Below are 15,656 nucleotides of genomic sequence, written 5' to 3'. Positions count from 1 at the left end.
CGTCAACGATTTAACGCCCGTATTATAAGCCCGGACCTGACCGGTTGTAAAGCCCGAAAATTGCAGCGGTGAGGCGCCGGATGGCGGCGGATGGCGGCCCGGTTAAACCGCGTCAGTCCGGATAGAGCTCCATTGTCAGCTGATGATGTTTCCTGTCATAACGGTACACGCTGTCAGACAAAACCTCCCAGGGCGGAACAGAGGACAAATTGACGCTTTTCACAAGGTCGCCCAGTTCGGCGGCCGTGTACATCCCGTAGTCCGGCAGAAGAATCAGCTCGTGAATACTGCTCGGGAGGATCCAGAAGTCCATGCCGAGCTTCTCCGCGACACGGGCGAAAAGATCCGGATATGCCATACAGGCTGCCCCGAAGATTCCGCTCTCATTCGACAGGACGAACATCGGCGCCATCGTGCCTTCAGAGCTGTCCTCCGAAGCCTCTTCCTCCGGTCCGATATCGCGGATCACGTCTGTGATATGGCGCAGCCGGGGTTTTTCGGAAGCGGCTGTCTGATCCATCGCCAGCCGGAAGAGTTCCTCTTCCGTGATGTTCCAGTCAGGCAGATCCCCGTTCTGCACCAGGGCTGAAGCTTCAGGGATCCCCATAACCTGCGGCCGGTAGAAGCAGATCATCTCGAGATCCATGAATGGACGATGCGGGACAGAACGAAGAAGCTCCCCGTTGAGATCACGGCTGATCAGCCGGAACCGTATGCTGCCGCAGATCCTCTCAAAAGAATGCAGATCTCCATACGTCATGCCTTCAGGACAGACTCTCCGTTCATTCTGGCAGACGATCTCATCGGCGATCTCATCCAACCCCGATCCGTCCCGGTAACGGTCGAAATACGGCTCCAGATAAATATTCGGGACCACCAGCTGCCCCGGTCGGGTGATGGTCAGTCCGTCCATCATCGTACTGTTGTTATGCGGCACGCTTCGGACCTCAACGGTCTCTCCCTCGGCGGTTCTTTCTCTCACCTTGTCGGTCAGCTCGGCGACAAACTGCTGATAATCCATGTTCGATTCTCCTTTTTCGGATAGCATGATATAAGACGCGCCGCGAGGGCGGCCGCCTCTTCGTCGGATGTCCGGGCAGACTCCTCCCTCCCCGGCCGCAGACGCGCCGGGCGGACGGATCCGCCTGTTCGTTTTTTCAGGAAAAAAGAGAATCGATCAGAAAAGAAGTGCGGGATAAACAGATTCCGTCGGACGGCTGATCCAACGGAAATGCGAAACAGCCTCCCCGTGAAGGGGAGGCCGGATATTCAGACTCTTGAAAGATACTCGCCTGTTCTTGTGTCAATCTTGACCTTATCGCCGATATTGACGAACAGCGGCACCTGAATCGAGGCACCCGTCTCAACCGTTGCCGGCTTGTTGGCGCCCTGAGCCGTATTGCCCGCAAATCCGGGCTCTGTATCAGTAATTTCCAGTTCCACAAACAGCGGAGGCTCGATCGCAAAGACATTCCCGTTGTAGGAATCCACCTTCACTTCGTCATTTTCCTTGACGAATTTCATGCTGTCGCCGATCGTATCCTTGTTGATCATGATCTGCTCGAAGCTCTCGGGATCCATGAAATAGTAAAGATCGCCGTCGTTATACAGGTACTGGTAATTCTTGCGGTCAATCCTCGCCGCCGGGAATTTCTCGGTAGGGCGGAAGGTTTTCTCGACAACGCCTCCGTTAATCACATTCTTCATCTTTGTACGGACAAACGCTGCGCCCTTACCTGGTTTCACATGCTGAAATTCCAGGATCTGCATCACCTGACCGTCAATTTCCAGAGTCAAACCGTTTTTAAAATCGCCTGCGGAAATCATAAATCACTGTCCTCCTTGAAATGTACACTTCATTTTAGCGTAAATCATGCCCTTGTGCAAGAAAGAAATCCATCGCTTTCCAGAATCTCGTCCGCAATCTGCTCCGGCGTTTTTCCGTCCGTGTCAATCGTCTGATCCGCCGCCTCTTCATAGCGTGCCTTTCTTTCTTCCATCAGGCGGCGGATCCCGTCCCGTGTCATTCTCCCCCGGATGTTCGGCCTGTTAGCAGCCTCGCCGGTAAGCCGCTCAAGCACGGTCTCCGGCTTTGCGCGGAGCAGGACGATCCGTCCTAAGCAGCGCATCAGATCCGTATTCTCCGTCCGGAGAACCGCTCCGCCGCCGCAGGATACCACAGCCGGTCCCTCATGGTACAGTTCGGCGATTTCCCGAGTCTCGAGATCCCGGAAGTACGGCTGGCCCTTCGTCTCAAAGATCCGGCTGACCGCGCAGCCTTCCCTCTCCTCGATCCGCTGGTCAAGGTCAATGAACGGCCGTCCGGTTTTCGCGGCGAGCGCCGCTCCGACCGTCGTCTTCCCGGAGCCCATGAAGCCGTTCAGGAAAATCGCCCCTTCTTTCCGCTTTGCCCCGGCCGCTTCCCTCATTTTCGCACGAAGTGCCGGAACCTCCATCTGTCCCGGCGCGCTGTCCCGGCCCGGAAGGCATCCGAAGGTAAAGACACTTCCAAAAAAGGCCGCGGAAAGCCTGGTAATCCGTCCGATCTCTCCCATCGAGATCAGCACGAAAGGCAGACCCAGATGCTGTTTCGCCCAGGCGGACGCGGCGAGCACGCGCGAAGGATCCAGATGATCTCTCGGCGTGACGGCAATCTTCGCCAGATCCGCTCCGGCGTCTTTCATCGCTTCAAGCCGCTCCTCGAGAGCGGAAAGCGGAGGTGTTTGCCGGAAGTCATGAAAGGAAAGAACCGCCGGTACAGAAACCGCATGCGCCTCCTCAAGAAGATCCGCCGACGCCGTACGTTCCTGCTCGATGTCGATCAGATCGACCATCCGTGAGTTCAGCGCGTCCCGGACAATACCGGCATATTCCGCGTCATCCGCCTCACGCCTTCCTCCCTCCGCTTTCGTCCGGAACGTAAACAGAACCGGTACATCCCCGGCTGTCTTTCGGAGAGAGCACAGGAGCTCATGAAGCTTCGGGGCACGACACAAGTCCGCTCTCAGCGCATCCGCGCGAAGCTCCAGTATTTCACTTCCCGCGCGGATCGCTTCAGCCGCATCTGTAAGGCATCCCGCCTCATCTTCCGCCATCAGCGGCACGGCTGTCTTCGGAATACCATCTCCAAGTGCTGTCCCCCGTACGATAATCTGCCGCATCTCTTCCCTCATTTCCTGTCCCGCCGTTCTGTATGCAGCCGGCCGGGACCTGTCAACCGTGTTTGTCTGCCTGTTTCAGCGCCTGTCGTGAAACACATTCCCCGTCTTCCGCCTTTCGCTTCGCTGTGCTAAAATGAAGCAATCCTGACAGATCGGAGGCAAATGTCATGCAGTCCTATTATCTGATCGGAAGCCCGATCGCGCACTCTTCTTCACCCGCGATGATGAACTACACCTTCCGCCGTCTCGGTATCGATGCTATATATGCACTGCACGAGGCTCAGGCAGACGAGGTTCCGGATGCTGTCGAATGGCTGAAGAGCCGCGGCGCGTCCGGCTGGAACGTGACGATGCCGGACAAGCAGGCCATGCTCTCTCTTTGCGACGAGCTCTCCACCGCCTCCCGGATCGGCGGTTCTGTCAACACCGTGAAGAATGACAACGGACGCCTTTACGGTTACACAACTGACGGAATCGGTTTTCTCAGCGCGCTCGGGCAATATGGAATCCGTCTGAACGGCCGGAAACTGACGCTTCTTGGAAGCGGCGGAGCGGCCAGTGCGATTCTCATTCAGGCTGCCCTTGACGGCGCGGGCGAGATCGCGGTCTACTGCAACCGTCCGTCCTCACGCCAGCATGTGGAGGAAATCGCGGAAAAACTTGCGCCCCACAGCCGCACTGTCATCCGCATCCGCTCCTATCATGATCCAGAACAGCTTCGGGCCGACCTTGGCGGAAGCACGGTGCTGGCCAACGGAACCAATGTCGGGATGGCCGGCAGTCCGCACCCGGAAGAATCTCTGATTCCGGATAGTACGTATCTTCATCCCGGGCTGTTCGTCTACGACATCATCTATCATCCGGCATGCACGCCGCTGCTCACCCAGGCCCGTTTCGCAGGCTGCCGCTGCTCGAACGGCCTGTCCATGCTGATCGGTCAGGGTGCCGCATCGTTTCATATCTGGACCGGGCGGGAGATGCCCGTGGACGAAGTCGCCGCGTATCTCAGTTCCCCGACGCCCTCTCCTGATCTGCTATAATTTCATCCGCAACGGCGTCCGCGCTTTTGTCATTTGCGTCAATCGTGACGTCCGCCGTCTTCCGGTACCAGGGCTCCCGCTCCTTCAGCAGCTTCTCCACCTGCTCATCCCAAGTTTCGCTGCGGATCCAGGCATGCTTCTGGCTCCTGCGCATATGCGCAAGAAGACCGGACTCCTTCATTTTCAGATAATAGACGCGTCCCAGTTGTTTCAGATACGGCGCGTTCTGCGGCATCGTCGCCAGTCCGCTTCCGAGCACGATCACATGCCGCTTCTCATCCCGCGTCAGCTCATCAAGGATCAGCGTCTCCATCGCCCTGTAATACGGAACGCCGAACCGGTCGTAGATCTCCGGCGTCGTCATCCTGAGCCGTTCCGACACCTTCTTGTCGATGTCGATGCAGGGCAGGCTCAGCTTTTTCGCGATCGCACGCGCGACTGCGCCCTTGCCCGATCCGATGAAGCCCTCGATAATCAGATTGTCCATATATCCTGCCTTTCTGTCCCGTCGTCCTGAACACCCGATTTTCTCCGAATGAGTCCGTCTTCCCGTATTGGCGGCTCATCCGTCCTGTTCTTTTCTCCCGTCCGTATGACCGGACTTCCCGGTCTGATCCTCCGCCTTCCGCACCGCTTCATCCGTCTGCCTGCCGGCGGATCTGTCTGCTTTCCGTTCAAGCGTCCTCGCGACGCCCGACGAGTCCACCGTCAGATGCTTCTCGGCAAGCTGGCGGTTCACCGAGAGCGACACCAGATTGAAAATAAGGGATGTCAGCGGGATGAAGAACAGCATGCCGCCGAATCCGAAGAGCGCGCCGCCGATCGTGATGCCGACAAGCACATAGACAGATGGCATGCCGATTGAATTTCCCATAATTCTCGGATACATGAAGTTGTCATCAAATATGCGGAACAGCACGTAGATAATAAGAAACGCCACCATACGCGCCGGACTTACCGTAAGCAGCATCACGGCGCCGAACGCGCCGGCGATCCACGCGCCGAACATCGGGATGAACGAACAGACCGCCGCCATAATGCCCAGAAGGAAGCTGTACGGCATCCCCGCGACGGTCATGATAAGCGCGACCAGCACGCCGTCCAGAAGCGCCTCGAGACATTGTCCCGTAATGAAGCGGCGAAACGTCTGAACACAGATCAGAAGGATCTGACGGATCCGCGCGACATGTCCCCGCGACATCGTTCCGTACAGAACCCGGTAGAAGCGCTTGCGATGCGCTTCCTTCGCGCCGCACACATAGACGGAGAATGCAATCGCGATCACCATGTTCGATGCGCGCCCCAGCAGCTTCGTGGCAAGCTCGAGATAGTTTTTCGTCGAGATGGTCGCGCCGTTTCTGGCTACGGAAAGGAGCTGCAGGATGACATCGCTCCAGTGGATGTCACTGAGACGGTGCTTCTCCAGCCAGTTGAGGACCGGCTGAACCTTCCTGAACTTTCTGACAAGCCTCTCCTGCCAGACGGGTGCATTTTCATCAAGCGCCACAGACAGCCGCCCCAGCGTCTCGGTCATCTTCGGTATGAAGTAGAGAATCGAAAGCAGAAGCAGCGTCAGGAAAATCACGAAACAGATGGCGATGCTGAGGCTGCGCGCCAATCCCTTCGGCAGACTTCTTCCCTTCTTCGTCTTCCTGCCGAACAGATGCCGCTCGAAAAAGCTCATCGGGATGTTGAGCACGAACGCGATGCACAATCCGAGCAGAAGGGGATAAAGAATACCGATCACATACGCGATTCCAACGAAGACCTTCGAGATATTCAAAACAACCAGCAGGACGACGCCCGCCAGCAGGATCAGACTCCGGATTTTCTTGAAGGACTCTTCATTGATTGACATATTTTGATTATAGCATCATCGAACCGGCGATGACAAGGCGCGACGGCGCGGCACATGTGAATCCGTTTCACACCGTTTGGCTCTGTTTGGCGCTGCCCTTCCTGAGAAAATTTCGATTCCCCGTCAAGGGCCAGTACGATTTTAATTTTTTCTGCCATGAAGTCACCTCATTATGGGCATAAAAAAGCGCCTGCACATTGCTGTACAGACGCTAAAAGCACAAGTCAATTTCGATTACCTACCGTACAAAGTACGCTCCCATCTCTTCTTCCGTTCTTCCGGGCTTAACTTGTCGTCCAATTCCTCAAGTTTTGCCAGAAACAGCAGGTACAACGCCCAAATCCACAATGGAGCTGTAATCAACAGTATAATAATCACCCATGCGAGGACCATTGAAATCGCCTCCTCCTGACTCTCACTATAGCACGGAGTCAGGAGAAAGTCATTTCAATGTGATTGCATTTCTGTGAAATGATAACAGCCACGTCTGTTCCGCATCCATCATTTCGCTTCCGTATTTCCCCTGCTGCCGGTATATACTACCACACTTACTACCACAAACCGGCTTTTTCACCATGAAACGGCACGGCACCGAGCAGCGCCCCATAGCGATCCGGATGGTTCAGAAATCCTTTATTTCCGGGCTTTTTCAGAAAAAATATCGCCCTGTGACATCCTGTGTCACAGGGCGAAACCCTCGTGCGGAAGATGGGACTTGAACCCACACGATCGCAATGATCACTAGATCCTTAGTCTAGCTCGTCTGCCAATTCCGACACTTCCGCATCATGCCTCCGGAACGTCTTCCGAAGTCAACGATGCTATTATAGGAGAAGGCCGACGGTTTGTCAATCACTGCTATAAATTTTATTGTTTTTCTGTCAGAACACTGCAATAGAGAGAGTCTGCGTCCCGATCTCGCTGCCATCCGCGTCATAATACGTCACGTCCAGTTCCGTATCACCGGCGGCATTCAGGCTGACGGAGAGCGGGGATTGATCTGGTGCTTCCGCTCCGCTCTCGTCGGACGAGCCGATCGTCGCGTTCGGAAGGGATGCCACTTCCTCATGGGCAGACGTCACCTCGGCCGTCACGGCTCCGTCGGGCATCGCGACCGTCAGCGACGCGGTGTTCCCGGCCTTGAACCCTTGCTCGGTATCCGCCTGAATCGTCAGCGTCGAGGAAGCATACGGAATCTGCTGTCCGTCAATGACCGCGGCTTCCGTCACGGTGCCTTCCTGAGGCATGCCGTCCTCGCCTTTCGCCGCAAAGGCGATGCTGCCCGAGATGGTATAGGTTCCGTCCGTCAGCGGCGCGTCGCCGGTAAGAACATCGATTTCCGTCGCTTCTTCCCAGCCGAGGCCGTTCAGCTTCTCGTCATCCGTCACATCAACGGAGCCCCACGCTGCCGTATTCGAGAGATCGACTGTTTTCACTTCATTGCCGGCGCTATCGGTAATCGTAACAGTACCGGAAGCCGGAACGAACCGGCCTTCAACATAGAACCGCAGCGCGAAGGAATTCAGCAGCGGCTGCTCAAGATCACCGGCCGCAAAAGCGATCGCCGGCGCCTGTGTTACGGCCGGAGCGGAGGAAGCGGCATCCGCCGCGGGCGTATCCGTTGCGGCGTCAGCGCCTGCCGTTTCCGACGGAGACGCCGAATTCTGTGCGGCAGAGCTCTGGACAGCCGCGGAATCAGCCGCCTGCTCGTCGTCCTGAGCTGCGCCGGAGCCCGCCGTCTGCGCGGTGCTGTCCTCGTACTCATCCTGCGCTGTGATCGTGAAGAGAGCGCCGTCGGACGCGGTCGAATCGGTTGGGGCGGAAGAATCCGGCCCTGTCAGCGCCTGCTGGTTCGTCGCATCTTCGATGACATCCTTCCCCAGCGCGGCGTCATCCGTATTCATCATGATGTTGTCGCTGCTGAGGCTCTCAGTCGACGAATCCGTATTCGTATTTGTATTCGTATTCTCCGCGCTGTTCACGTTGCTGTTGGAATTGTCCACGTTTACGTTGACATTCACATTTGTGTCACCGGAGGAAGTGTTCTTTTCCACCCGGTCCAGCGTTTCCTTCACATCGTCATAGTTGTATTTCTCGGCCGCGATCTGCTTCGCCAGATCCTCCAGCGCCTGACGGTCCTCATCGGAGAGCCGGACCGTCACAGCGGAATCCGTTTTCTCCGCTCCGCTGTCCGGATTGGAGGCATCATCCACCGCGTCATTGACGATGTTCGTGATCTGCTCCGTATCGGATTCGGCAACCTGGTTCTGGATAATCTGGATCTTGATATCGTTGACGATCTCCGTAGCCTGCTTCTGTCCGACGGCCTCGGCGACTTTGCCTGTCGTGACGATTTCCTTTGCCGCCGTCTGCTTCTTTCCCGCATCCAGCGCCGTATTGGTCGCGGCCTCGAACGCCTTGGTCACGCCGGTCAGCGCACCTGTGCCGGAAACCTCGATCGGGCAGGCCGCAACAACGTTGCAGTTCTTCACACCCGAAGTGGATAGCGCCGCCGCGATCATGTTGGACGTCACGAAGTTAAGATTCGCCGTTTTCACCTGGATTCCTCCGGATGCTGTCGGCTGTACATAGGCACAGCTGAGCGTCCGCGTCCCGATCTGCTCAAGCGGCACATAGCTTCCCAGCGTATCCCGTTCTTCCTGATTCGTCACCTCAATCACCTGCACGCTGTCCGCGCTGACGCCAAAATACTTCAGCATGACGGATTTCTGGGAATCCGTCAGATCCGCGCCGAGCGTCACCACTTTCTGCGAGTCCGCCTGAACCGCAGCCGGTGACAGTGAGACCGCCATCATGCTGACCGCAGCCAGCAGTCCGGTCATTTTCTTCATTCTGCGCATCAATCGTTCCTCCTTCTGTTCTCTCAAATCATTCCGGATCCCGTTGTCTGATCCGGCTGCCCTCTCCGGGTGCTGAACCGTCAGATGGCTTTTTAATTATACTGCTTCGTTCCTGCTTTGTGGCATATTTAAGAATTGTTTCATAAAACCGGCCGCCGGTGTCAGCTTTCCAGCGGGCGGATCCGGTACTCCGCGCCGACAGACCGGCAGAGCGAGGCGCACTGCGCCTCCTGCTCCTTTGTGATCGTCCGCTCCACGGTCGTCAGAATGACATGGGGAACGAAGCGCGTACAGCCTCTGGCAAACTCCACAAGGGCTTCGAACGAGCCCTTCCCGAACCGTGGGTGGACGAGCCGGAGATACGCATCCGCGTCCGGTGTATTGAGGCTGATGGAAACTGTATCGATCCGTCCTTCAAACTCAGGCGTAATATCCCTTCTGTTCACCAGATTGCCCAGTCCGTTTGTATTGATGCGTACATTTCCCGCTCCTCTTCTCTTCAGTTCATCGGCGGTTTCAAGCAGAACCGGCAGTGCCTCCGTCGGCTCGCCGAAGCCGCAGAAAACCACTTCCCCGTACCGGCTCAGATCTTTCTGATCCAGCGCAGCCTTCACTTCCTCCGCCGTCGGCTCGTGACTGAGCCACAGCGTCCCGTTCGATCCGATATGATCGAACAGTTTCCGCTCGCAGAACTCACAGGCACAGGGACAGCGGTTCGTCAGATTGATATAGAGATTGCCGTACGCCTCATAGAGGATCGTCATTCCCCGGTGATCCGTGTGGTAATAGCGCGGTGTTTCCGCCGCTGCCTTTTTTCCGTTCATTTCGGTTCACCTCCTGCCGCGTTCCGTCAGTGAAGACGGTCCAGAACTTCCTCAAAGCTCACTCCGTCCGTAGACGGAATACCGAGCCGGATTGTATTCAGGATGCATGACTTGACGAAGGCGGACGCCTTTTTCACCGAAGCGGCAAAATTCACCCCGTTCACCGCATCCGCGGCAATGACGGATGCGAAGACGTCGCCGGTGCCGCAGCGCTGCTCCCCGACCCGGTACTGCCGCGTCAGCCCGATGGCGCCATCCCCGTCCAGACAGATACTCGCGATGAATTCTCCCTGCGGAATTCCGGTAATCACGATTTTTTCCGGTCCCATCGCCCGCAGCTCATGCAGCATGGCCTCCAGCTCCTCCCTGTGCCAGGGAGCCTCATGGTATTGTCTTCCGGTGAGAATGCAGGCTTCGGTCAGATTCGGCGTGATCAGATCAGCCAGCGCCGTCAGATGCCGCATGCCTTCGCACATCTCATCCGAATAGGATGCGTAGGTCCTCCCTCCGTCGCCCATCACCGGATCCACGATCACGACCGTTTTTTCGTCGGAGAAATCCCTGATAAAATTCCGGACCATCCCGAACTGCCTCTCTGACCCGAGATAGCCGGTCGCGATGCCTGAGAATGTCAGCCCCAGCTTTTTCCACTCCGCTGTGTACGCCGCGAGATGATCGGTATAGTCATCCGCGTAGAAGCTGTCGAAGCCGGTATGATTTGACAGAATCGCGGTCGGCACCGGACAGCACTGCACCCGGAGCTTTGAGATGATCGGGATCTGCACGGTCAGCGAGCAGCGTCCGAATCCGGTCAGATCATTGACCGCCGCGATTTTTTTCTGTCTGTTGTGGTCGGCACGCTGCGCTGCGCTCATGATGAAACCCTCCCGGATACGGCTCTGACCATTTTTCCGGCCAGCGCGCAGAATGCTTCGATCAGAAGCGAGGCTGCCAGAGAAAGGGCCAGAAGAACGGCAAGATCGGCGAATGCATTTCCCGAAGCATAGACGATCTTCACAAAAAACGAAAAATAATAACAAAAAAATGAATGTGTCAGCCAGAGATTCTCACTGTGGGCACCGAGGAAGGCAAGCGGCCGGTCAAGGAAGCGGATCAGCCGGATAAGATTCATCGAGACGATGACGAACGCCGGGGTCAGGATATAAAAATACTGCTGGTATCGGTCGTTCATAGCCCGAAGGTTGAAAATCACCAGTCCGCCCGCGAGTGAAAACGCAATCCGCGACGGCACGTTCCACGACATGACAGCCGTCATGGCCCGATCCAGCGCATGATAGCGCGCGAAGGTGATGCCGGCGTAGATTTCCCCGACGCAGCCCTGCTTCAGGTAAAAGTTGTAAAGAGCGTCCTCCTTCATCCAGGCGAAGGACGGGACATCCTTCAGCATCGGCAGAATCTGGTAGGCGGTCAGACAGATCATGAAACCGATGAAGAGCTCGATATAGCCGTTGTGCAGCTTCCGCGTGAGCAGAATATAAAGGTATCCGAACAGTACCGCGATCACGAAGCAGCCCGCATACCACCATTCCAGATTGTATTTTTTCGAAAAGCCGATCAGCGTCATCGCAAGATCCTGCTGATGTACGGACGAATAGAGCCGAGAGAAGTCCCTCTTTCCGCTGATCAGCTGCTCCTGCGACCTGAAGAAGAGAAATGCGGCGGCCAGCATCACCGAAGCCGTCTTCCAGTAGGAGATGTAAAACCGGCCGATTTTCCGTTCGACGGAAAGTTTACCCGACTCATACTGCCGGTACATGCCGTAGCCCGTCAGGAACATAAATACCGGGAGGCAGATCTTGCCAAACTGTCCGACAGCGGCAAACCATTCCTTTCCGAGCACCTGAGGGAAAACAGGCGACTGGATCGCGTACGCGCCGCCCGGCTGCCGCTCGGGAAATCCCCAGAGATGATGCATCAGCATCAGCAGAATGGCGACTCCCTTCATGATCTTTGTATCCGTTCTGGTAAAGACATACGATTTCACGATTCGTCTCCTGAAGCACTTCCGGCAGTCTGTTCTTCCGGGCCTTTCCTTTCCTGATGTCCGTCTTGCGGCCGCTGTACCGCCTGCCGCACCCGGATGCTACGGCGACACAAAGGTCAGCACGTCATGGTACATCACATAAACCATCAGGAGCATCAGAAGGACCGCCACGACCGTCTCGACGGAAGCCTCGACCGCCGGGTTCACCGGCTTGCCTCGGATCGCCTCAATCAGGAGGAACAGCAGCCTCCCGCCGTCGAGCGCGGGAATCGGAAGAAGGTTCATGACGCCAAGATTGGCCGAAAGAAGAATGATCAGATTGATCATGTTCATCCATGTCATCAGGGCGCCCTCGCTCCTTGACTCCTCATAGGTAGTCCCGACTACATCCACGATTCCGACCGGCCCCGAAAGGTCATTGATGCCGAACCGGCCCGTAAACAGCGCGCCGATAGATTCAAGCGTCGTGCCGATCCAGTAACGCAGTTCCACAAAGCTCAGACGGATCACCTGAGGCGCCGTCGTCTTCGTCCGTCCGAGGTTGTAGCCGAATCCGATCCGGACATCGTCCCGTTTCAGCGGTTTTACATCGGTTTCCCAGAACCTCCCGCCCCTGCTGAGCGTAAGCTTCACACTGCTCTGACCGAGGGGATGATCCTGAAAATACCGATACAGGGACTTCGCTGTCGTGATCTTTGTGCCGTCCACCGCTGTGATGACATCGCCTGCGCGGACGCCCGCCTTGTCAAGAGGAGATCCGACGGAAACCGACTGAATTTCAGCCCTGTCCCCGTCCACGCTGTAGGTCAGCCCCAGCATGTACCTCCTCTGCACATCCGGCGTATAGGATACGGTATGGGTTTGACCGTCCCGTTTGAAAGTCAGTGTAACGTTCTGCCCTCCCGAGAGGTCGTGAAACACAAACCATGTGTCCACATCCCGCCCAATCTCCACGCGTCGGCCCATGAAGGACGTAATCGTATCTCCGGCCTTAAGCCCCGCCTGCTGCGCGGCGGATCCGTCTTCAACGGAGGTGACGACGGCCGGGTCATAGCCAACCACAGCGAGCACGACGACGGCACAGATCCATGCCAGCAGGAAGTTGAAGAAAGGGCCTCCGAATATGATGGCCGCGCGCTGCCCCGCCGAAGCCGCCTGAAAGGATCCCGGTTCCGGAGAAAGATTCCCGTCTTCGTCCTCCGTGCCTCCGAGCATGCCTCTCATCCGGCAGGAGCCGCCGAACAGCAGAAGCTTCAACGAATAACGGGTCTCCCCCCTCTTCGCGCTGAGAAGTCGAGGTCCGAATCCAAGAGAAAACTCCTCAACCGCGACTCCGTTGAGTCTGGCCATCAGAAAGTGGCCAAACTCATGGAACAGGATGAGGAGCGAAAAAATCAGGATTGCAATTATCCACTTCAAGAAAGACGATGCCTCCGATTCAAATCAATAGTCAGCCAGCGGATTGTCAGATCCCGCTGACAAGAAGAAGTGACAGAAAATAGATCACCGGAGCCGTGAAGATCACGCTGTCGAACCGGTCCATGATGCCGCCGTGTCCCGGGATCAGATTTCCGTAATCCTTGATGCTGCGGTCCCTCTTGACCGCGGAAGCGGCAAGATCGCCAAATATGGAGATCACCGCGCCGACCGCGCAGATCAGGGCGCATTCCCCGACCAGACGGCCTTCGGCGAAAATCAGTGCGAACAGGGCCCCGGAAATCCCGGCTCCGGCGATGCCTCCCGCCGCACCCTCCCATGTCTTCTTCGGGCTCAGTACCGGCGCCATCTTGTGGCGCCCGACGGCACGCCCGACAAAATAGGCGCAGGTATCGGCGACCCACGACGAGAGGAAAACAAGCCAGACAAGGATCAGCCCTTCCTTCTCGAGCCGGATCAGTAAGATGAAACCGAGCATAACCGTCACATAGAAGAAGGAAAAGCACACCGCGATTGCCTGGTCCGCGTGATATTTCGGAAACGTCAGGACATAGACCATCATCACGGCCATCACGGCAAACGCGGCGATCACGACCGCAAAACGTCTTCCCGATAAGAGCAGAAACAGGTCGTAGAACGCGGCGCCGGCAAATCCCGCCACCGAAAGCGCGGGCCATTTTTCACCGTCCCTGATCACACCGCAGGCCTTTTGCAGCTCGTACATCCCGACCAGAGAACAGAACAGAAGAACCGCTGCCAGGACCGGCCCTCCGAGCCAGATCGTTATCAGGCCGATGGCGGCCAGAACCGCGCCGCTGATCACTCTCGTTTTCATTTTATCTGCGCCTCGCTTCCTCCCGGTACCCGGTCTGCGGATCCGCAGCGGGCTGCATGCTCCCGGCGTCCCGTCCCGTCACCGGACATTTTCTATCAGCATTATCACACAGCCTCATGTAAAACTCAATCCGGGAATTCGGCGGGTGTCTGTCGTTTTTAGGAATTTTGCATAATTTTCAGATGGTTTTGTCTGTAATTCTGCCATTTTCGTCTTTTGTCACGCATAATAAAGCATGCTATACTGATTCTCATGAATACTTCAGCTGATACAAATCCGTTTGATTTTTCCGCTCAAACCGTGCTGTACGGCCGCAGTCCCTCTTACGACCCGACCTGGAACCTCCGTCTGGAGGAAGCGCTTCTCAGGAATGTCCGATCATACCCGGTCTTTCTGCTGTGGCGCAATCAGAGAACCGTCGTCATCGGAAAGAACCAGATCGCCGAGAACGAGGTCGATCTGCGCTACGCGAGTTCTCAGGGCATTCAGGTCGTCCGCCGCTCCACCGGCGGGGGCGCCGTCTATCATGATCTCGGCAACATCAACTACACGATGATCACCGACCTTCCCGAGGATGGCGGCTTCTCGCTCAGAGAGCTGGCCGGGCCGGTTCTCCTTGCGCTCAGGCGCATGGGGCTGCCGGCTGCCTTCAACGACCGGAACGATATCATGATCAACGGTATGAAGGTCTGCGGTACGGCGGCCTGTCTGGACGGAAACCGGATTCTCTCCCACGGCTGTATCTGTTACAACGTGGATCTTGACATCATGGACTGCGTGCTGACTCCTTCCCAGTCCAAGATGGCCCGTCACGGAATCTGCTCGGTGCACAGCCGCGTGGTGCCTCTTTCCGTCTATTTTCCCGGCGTGAGCACCTCCCAGTTCATGAATCTTCTTGAAGCCGGCATTCTGAGCCAGATGCAGCGGGTGCTTCCCCTGAACGATGCCGCCGGTGATCTCGACAGTCTGGTCAAAACCGTTCCTCCGGTGAAATGCATCCGGCCGAAGAGCATGCTCGACGGCATTTTTGACAGGAAATCCGATGAAAACAATGATCTGCATAGGAGACAGTCTGGTCTTCGGGCCTCTGGTACGGCGCTCTGAGTGCTGGACGGCAAAACTCGGAGGCCGCTGCGGCTTCCGGGTGATTAACCGGGGGCGGAACGGAGACACGACGCGCGGTCTTCTGAGCCGTTTCGACCGTCAGGTACTGGCAGAGCGTCCCGATGCCGTTCTTCTCCTTGCCGGATCCAACGATTTTTTCCTTCGCCGCGATCCGGCCGAGACCCGCCGTTTCCTTCTGTTTCTCGTCCGTGAAGCGGAAGCGTACGATATCCGCACGCTTCTCGCCACAATTCCTCCCTATCTTCCTTCCATGGCTCCTGCCGCTTTCAGGAAAGCGGTCTGCCTTGACGACGCGCAGCTCCTCCGGCTCTCTCTTAACGAGTGGATCCGCTCACAGAAAGAGTGCGTTGATTTCGCGGCTGTCTTTGAATCCCTGACTTTCGATGCGCTGCGCGGCTTTCTTGCCGACGGCCTTCATTTAAATGCAGCCGGCCACCTCCGGCTGGCGGACGCATTTTCCGAATGGCTCCGGACTCATCCGTGACCGTATCGTTTCAACTTATTTGCGCC

The 15,656-nt window shown here is 56.7% G+C and carries 14 protein-coding genes and 1 tRNA gene; 3 read left to right on the top strand and 12 right to left on the bottom strand.

Annotated elements, in window-relative coordinates; all coding sequences use genetic code 11:
- Positions 1 to 112: 112 nt before the first annotated feature.
- From G4C92_RS13195 to aroD, 3 genes are all read right to left on the bottom strand, one after another.
- Positions 113 to 1,021, bottom strand: coding sequence for a DUF5688 family protein (locus G4C92_RS13195; protein ID WP_274940294.1), 909 nt, complete (start codon positions 1,019 to 1,021; stop codon positions 113 to 115).
- A gap of 248 nt (positions 1,022 to 1,269) precedes the next feature.
- Positions 1,270 to 1,827: an elongation factor P gene (efp, locus tag G4C92_RS13190; RefSeq protein WP_274940293.1), complete on the bottom strand. Its 558-nt coding sequence runs from the start codon at positions 1,825 to 1,827 to the stop codon at positions 1,270 to 1,272.
- 44 nt (positions 1,828 to 1,871) lie between these two features.
- On the bottom strand, positions 1,872 to 3,161 hold the full coding sequence (gene aroD / locus G4C92_RS13185; protein WP_274940292.1) for a type I 3-dehydroquinate dehydratase: 1,290 nt from the start codon (positions 3,159 to 3,161) through the stop codon (positions 1,872 to 1,874).
- Positions 3,162 to 3,328: 167 nt separating this feature from the next.
- Between aroD and G4C92_RS13180 the strand changes: the two genes are divergently transcribed.
- A complete protein-coding gene (locus G4C92_RS13180) occupies positions 3,329 to 4,201 on the top strand; it encodes a shikimate dehydrogenase family protein (RefSeq protein ID WP_274940291.1) in 873 nt (290 codons plus the stop codon).
- On the opposite strand, the gene G4C92_RS13175 is transcribed toward G4C92_RS13180, so the two are convergent.
- The 9 genes from G4C92_RS13175 to G4C92_RS13135 all read right to left on the bottom strand — a co-directional run bounded on the left by G4C92_RS13175 (position 4,167) and on the right by G4C92_RS13135 (position 14,021).
- Positions 4,167 to 4,688 (bottom strand): shikimate kinase, encoded by a 522-nt coding sequence (locus G4C92_RS13175; protein WP_274940290.1) that lies wholly within the window; start codon positions 4,686 to 4,688, stop codon positions 4,167 to 4,169. The genes G4C92_RS13180 and G4C92_RS13175 overlap by 35 nt on opposite strands.
- A gap of 75 nt (positions 4,689 to 4,763) precedes the next feature.
- Positions 4,764 to 6,059 carry an AI-2E family transporter gene (locus G4C92_RS13170; protein ID WP_274940289.1) on the bottom strand — a complete coding sequence of 432 codons (1,296 nt, stop codon included), beginning with the start codon at positions 6,057 to 6,059 and terminating at the stop codon, positions 4,764 to 4,766.
- 700 nt (positions 6,060 to 6,759) lie between these two features.
- Positions 6,760 to 6,844 (bottom strand) — tRNA-Leu (locus G4C92_RS13165).
- Positions 6,845 to 6,940: 96 nt separating this feature from the next.
- Positions 6,941 to 8,920 (bottom strand): DUF1002 domain-containing protein, encoded by a 1,980-nt coding sequence (locus G4C92_RS13160; RefSeq protein ID WP_274940288.1) that lies wholly within the window; start codon positions 8,918 to 8,920, stop codon positions 6,941 to 6,943.
- Between the two features lie 161 nt (positions 8,921 to 9,081).
- Positions 9,082 to 9,744, bottom strand: coding sequence for a TatD family nuclease-associated radical SAM protein (locus G4C92_RS13155; protein WP_274940287.1), 663 nt, complete (start codon positions 9,742 to 9,744; stop codon positions 9,082 to 9,084).
- Between the two features lie 26 nt (positions 9,745 to 9,770).
- Positions 9,771 to 10,619 (bottom strand): pyridoxamine kinase, encoded by an 849-nt coding sequence (locus G4C92_RS13150; RefSeq protein WP_274940286.1) that lies wholly within the window; start codon positions 10,617 to 10,619, stop codon positions 9,771 to 9,773.
- Positions 10,616 to 11,749: an acyltransferase family protein gene (locus G4C92_RS13145; protein ID WP_274940285.1), complete on the bottom strand. Its 1,134-nt coding sequence runs from the start codon at positions 11,747 to 11,749 to the stop codon at positions 10,616 to 10,618. Before G4C92_RS13145 ends, G4C92_RS13150 begins: the two co-directional genes overlap by 4 nt.
- A 99-nt stretch (positions 11,750 to 11,848) precedes the next feature.
- Positions 11,849 to 13,168 (bottom strand): RIP metalloprotease RseP, encoded by a 1,320-nt coding sequence (gene rseP / locus G4C92_RS13140; RefSeq protein WP_274940284.1) that lies wholly within the window; start codon positions 13,166 to 13,168, stop codon positions 11,849 to 11,851.
- Positions 13,169 to 13,214: 46 nt separating this feature from the next.
- A complete protein-coding gene (locus G4C92_RS13135) occupies positions 13,215 to 14,021 on the bottom strand; it encodes a phosphatidate cytidylyltransferase (protein WP_274940283.1) in 807 nt (268 codons plus the stop codon).
- Between the two features lie 252 nt (positions 14,022 to 14,273).
- On the opposite strand from G4C92_RS13135, the gene G4C92_RS13130 reads away from it, so the two are divergent.
- On the top strand, positions 14,274 to 15,125 hold the full coding sequence (locus G4C92_RS13130; protein ID WP_274940282.1) for a lipoate--protein ligase family protein: 852 nt from the start codon (positions 14,274 to 14,276) through the stop codon (positions 15,123 to 15,125).
- The gene (locus G4C92_RS13125; protein ID WP_274940281.1) at positions 15,064 to 15,630 is read left to right on the top strand and encodes an SGNH/GDSL hydrolase family protein; all 567 of its coding nucleotides are present in this window, start codon (positions 15,064 to 15,066) and stop codon (positions 15,628 to 15,630) included. Before G4C92_RS13130 ends, G4C92_RS13125 begins: the two co-directional genes overlap by 62 nt.
- Positions 15,631 to 15,656 lie beyond the last annotated feature (26 nt).

Origin of the sequence: Chordicoccus furentiruminis, assembly GCF_019355395.1 — a bacterium.
GTDB classification, from domain to species: domain Bacteria; phylum Bacillota; class Clostridia; order Lachnospirales; family Lachnospiraceae; genus Chordicoccus; species Chordicoccus furentiruminis.
The sequence above is the reverse complement of the archived record's forward strand: the minus strand, read 5'-3'. Positions and strand labels throughout refer to the sequence as shown.

Bases quoted from the DNA above. Each gene is read 5' to 3' on its own strand.
- G4C92_RS13195 (WP_274940294.1), bottom strand. From the start codon at position 1,021: ATGGATTATCAGCAGTTTGTCGCCGAGCTGACCGACAAGGTGAGAGAA.
- efp (WP_274940293.1), bottom strand. From the start codon at position 1,827: ATGATTTCCGCAGGCGATTTTAAAAACGGTTTGACTCTGGAAATTGAC.
- aroD (WP_274940292.1), bottom strand. From the start codon at position 3,161: ATGCGGCAGATTATCGTACGGGGGACAGCACTTGGAGATGGTATTCCG.
- G4C92_RS13180 (WP_274940291.1), top strand. From the start codon at position 3,329: ATGCAGTCCTATTATCTGATCGGAAGCCCGATCGCGCACTCTTCTTCA.
- G4C92_RS13175 (WP_274940290.1), bottom strand. From the start codon at position 4,688: ATGGACAATCTGATTATCGAGGGCTTCATCGGATCGGGCAAGGGCGCA.
- G4C92_RS13170 (WP_274940289.1), bottom strand. From the start codon at position 6,059: ATGTCAATCAATGAAGAGTCCTTCAAGAAAATCCGGAGTCTGATCCTG.
- G4C92_RS13160 (WP_274940288.1), bottom strand. From the start codon at position 8,920: ATGCGCAGAATGAAGAAAATGACCGGACTGCTGGCTGCGGTCAGCATG.
- G4C92_RS13155 (WP_274940287.1), bottom strand. From the start codon at position 9,744: ATGAACGGAAAAAAGGCAGCGGCGGAAACACCGCGCTATTACCACACG.
- G4C92_RS13150 (WP_274940286.1), bottom strand. From the start codon at position 10,619: ATGAGCGCAGCGCAGCGTGCCGACCACAACAGACAGAAAAAAATCGCG.
- G4C92_RS13135 (WP_274940283.1), bottom strand. From the start codon at position 14,021: ATGAAAACGAGAGTGATCAGCGGCGCGGTTCTGGCCGCCATCGGCCTG.
- G4C92_RS13130 (WP_274940282.1), top strand. From the start codon at position 14,274: ATGAATACTTCAGCTGATACAAATCCGTTTGATTTTTCCGCTCAAACC.
- G4C92_RS13125 (WP_274940281.1), top strand. From the start codon at position 15,064: ATGAAAACAATGATCTGCATAGGAGACAGTCTGGTCTTCGGGCCTCTG.